1 protein-coding gene is annotated in these 2,938 nt (G+C 40.6%); it reads left to right on the top strand.

Features of this window, described 5'->3' with window-relative positions; translation table 11 throughout:
- Window positions 1-695: 695 nt before the first annotated feature.
- Window positions 696-2,528 carry a PD40 domain-containing protein gene (locus IQ219_RS18590; RefSeq protein ID WP_194021404.1) on the top strand — a complete coding sequence of 611 codons (1,833 nt, stop codon included), beginning with the start codon at window positions 696-698 and terminating at the stop codon, window positions 2,526-2,528.
- Window positions 2,529-2,938: the final 410 nt, after the last annotated feature.

Genomic DNA, 2,938 nt, shown 5'->3' with positions numbered 1-2,938 from the left:
TATACAGTTTACTATACGTGTCTACACATTGTACTGTCTTTTTCGCTTCTCTTACCTTCGTCATACTCCCTCCAAGCTTTCCAGCCTTTTATCTCCATTCTAATTCACCCATTTTGATGAAAGAGGGTTATATTTAAATGACTCATAAGGGGTGCATCCCATTTTTTCCAGTTCGATGATTTTAAGTATAAATACTCATCCTTGGATGCCTTTCAGAATAAGGCTTTGAGAATTGCTTTACAGTTTGCCCAGTAGGATTTTTGCAAAAGTGGGATGCTCCCCTCATAAGCTCTCACTTTTGGAAATATATCTTTATACAGTTCACTATATGTGTCTACACACTGTACTGTCTTTTTCGCCTCTCTTGTCCTTGTCATACTCCCTCCGGGCTTTTCAGCCTTTTACCTCCATTCTAATTCCCTCAGTCTGATGAAAGAGGGATAGACTGGCATTATTAGGGGCAGTGTGGAGTATTAGTTAGTCCAGTTTTCGATAATAAGCTTACAATATTATAAATTCTCTAACTCGCTGATTAGTCTATTTATTTGAGGTTCTATGTCGGCCGTAGGTAATATAACTTGTTAATTGAAAGTCAACTTATCTGCTTAGGTTTTTGTGGTCTTTAGTTTAAATTAGAACTTCCTCCAAATTAAACTTCTGCTTATGTTAATGACTCTAAATCAGGATCTTATTTCATGGTAACTAACTTAATTACGTTCGGAAGTAACAACACCGCCGCTAATGATAATAGTAAATTATCTTCCTTGGGAGGGGTGTTTGACGATAGTGGCAATCTTATTGTCTTTGATACCTTGGCATCAAATTTGATAGGAAGTATTGATGATAATAACCTAAACGATGTCTACATTTACAACATTTCTACTAAGACATACATAAATTTAACTCTGAGGGGACCCGTCGGCTCAATAAGCATTAACGGAAATGAAAATCCATCGATTAGTGGGGATGGAACCAGAGTGGTTTTCCAATACAGTAATCCTAGTACGGGATCCATCGATATTTACCTAGCAACGAATTTATTTGGTAATCCCCCAACTTTCAGTCTTGTTACCCCATTCAACACTAACAATAACATCAATGGTAGTAGCAGGAATCCTAAAATTAGCCGCAACGGCCGGTTTATAGTCTATGAAACTACAGCCACAATCCCAACGGGTTCAGGAGATGATGCCGATCGTGATTTTGATATAATTTTATTTGATACTGTCAACAATTCTAATACATGGGTTAGCCAAATAAGTAACTCTGGTGGTAATCCTTTCAGCCCCGGCTCTAGTACCAATGGCACGGTTAGCGAAGTGGGTACTGTTGCTTTTCAGTCTCTTGTTCCTGAAAATGAATTAATGCCTGGTCCGGCATTTGGGAACAATGGATTCTCAGACATTTTCCTATTTAGTGCATCTAATGCAGGTGAGACTTTAACATTAGTATCTTTCAATCAAAATATTGCTCCCTTGGTGGGGGCGAATGGTGGTAGTTTTAATGCCTCAATTTCTGCCAATGGTAACTTTATCGCCTATGAATCAGACGCAAGTAATTTAGTTGCTGGTGATACCAACGGTCAGCGGGACATTTTTGTATACAACGTCAACAATGGCACGAATAAGCGAATTAATTTGCGCCCAGGGGGCATACAAACCCAAGGCGCTAGCCGTACTCCCAGCATTAGTGCGGATGGACGCTTTGTTGCCTTTGCATCTGATGATTCAAGCCTTGTTGCAAATGACACTAATGGTGTAACTGACATATTTGTCTGGGACGGCATTGACAACTCCATCAAACGTGTGAGTTTAGGAACAAATGGAGAACAAGCTGATGCTCCTGCTAGTAACCCCATAATAAGTTCGGATGGACGATTTGTATCTTTTCAATCCCGATCTACGACATTAGGTATGCCTACTACTGCTGGGACGTTGAATATTTTTAGTGTTTCTACTAGCTCTAGCCCCAATCCGAATCCAAACCCTATCCCTAATCCGAACCCAAGTCCTATTCCCAATCCGAATCCAAGTCCTATTCCCAATCCGAATCCAAGTCCTGCCGATACTTTAACCTCTCCTTTCTTCCGTTTTCAGAATACCAATCAGCCTGGCACCTATTTATTTGTCAGTGCAGGTGAAGCTTCATCTATTCGGAGTAACCCTGGCTTAAGTCAGTTCGTAGAGGAAGGCATTGCTTTTCGGGTGGCTCTACAAAAAACAGATCCATTACAACAGGCATTCTTCCGTTTTCAAAATACTAGTCTGCCTGGCACCTACCTGTTTGCCAATGAAGGAGAAGCGGCAGCTATTCGCAGTAACCCCAACCTGAGCAATTTTGTAGAAGAAGGCCTTGCTTTTTATGCCTATGGACCAGGCACAGGCAACGGCACCGCTGATTTCACTCGTTTTCAGAGTGTAGGTGTTCCCGGTACTTATCTCTTTACTGCTCCTGGGGAAACTTCTTCTGTGATAGGAAACCCCAATTTTGTCAGGGAAGGAATTGCTTTTTCTGCCGCCCTTGGTTGATTTCCTTGAAAAAAGCTAATGCTTTGATTGAGTTTAATTAGCTAAAAGTTAACTTCATATTTTTGGGTAAAACCCTCTGGAAACGGAGGGTTTCTTGATTTTTTCTGTGGGTGAATCCAGTTTGTAATCTCGACAACAGGATAAGGCACAGCAACTAACCAGAATTCAAGTTAAGATTCATTAAAAAATCCTTGCAAGTCAACAACTTATAGACTGTCATCTGGTTTGTAGACTGGCATTATTAGGGGCAGTGTGGAGTATTAGTTAGCCCGATTTCTTATAATATCCCTCTTTCATCAAAATGGGTGAATTAGAATGGAGATAAAAGGCTGGAAAGCTTGGAGGGAGTATGACGAAGGTAAGAGAAGCGAAAAAGACAGTACAATGTGTAGACACGTATAGTGAACTGT

This window comes from Synechocystis sp. LEGE 06083, from assembly GCF_015207725.1.
In the GTDB taxonomy this organism is placed as follows: Bacteria; Cyanobacteriota; Cyanobacteriia; order Cyanobacteriales; family Microcystaceae; genus Synechocystis; species Synechocystis salina.
This window is presented reverse-complemented; position numbering and strand designations above follow the sequence as displayed.

Excerpts from the sequence above, each read along its gene's own strand:
- IQ219_RS18590 (WP_194021404.1), top strand. The coding sequence starts at position 696 with ATGGTAACTAACTTAATTACGTTCGGAAGTAACAACACCGCCGCTAAT.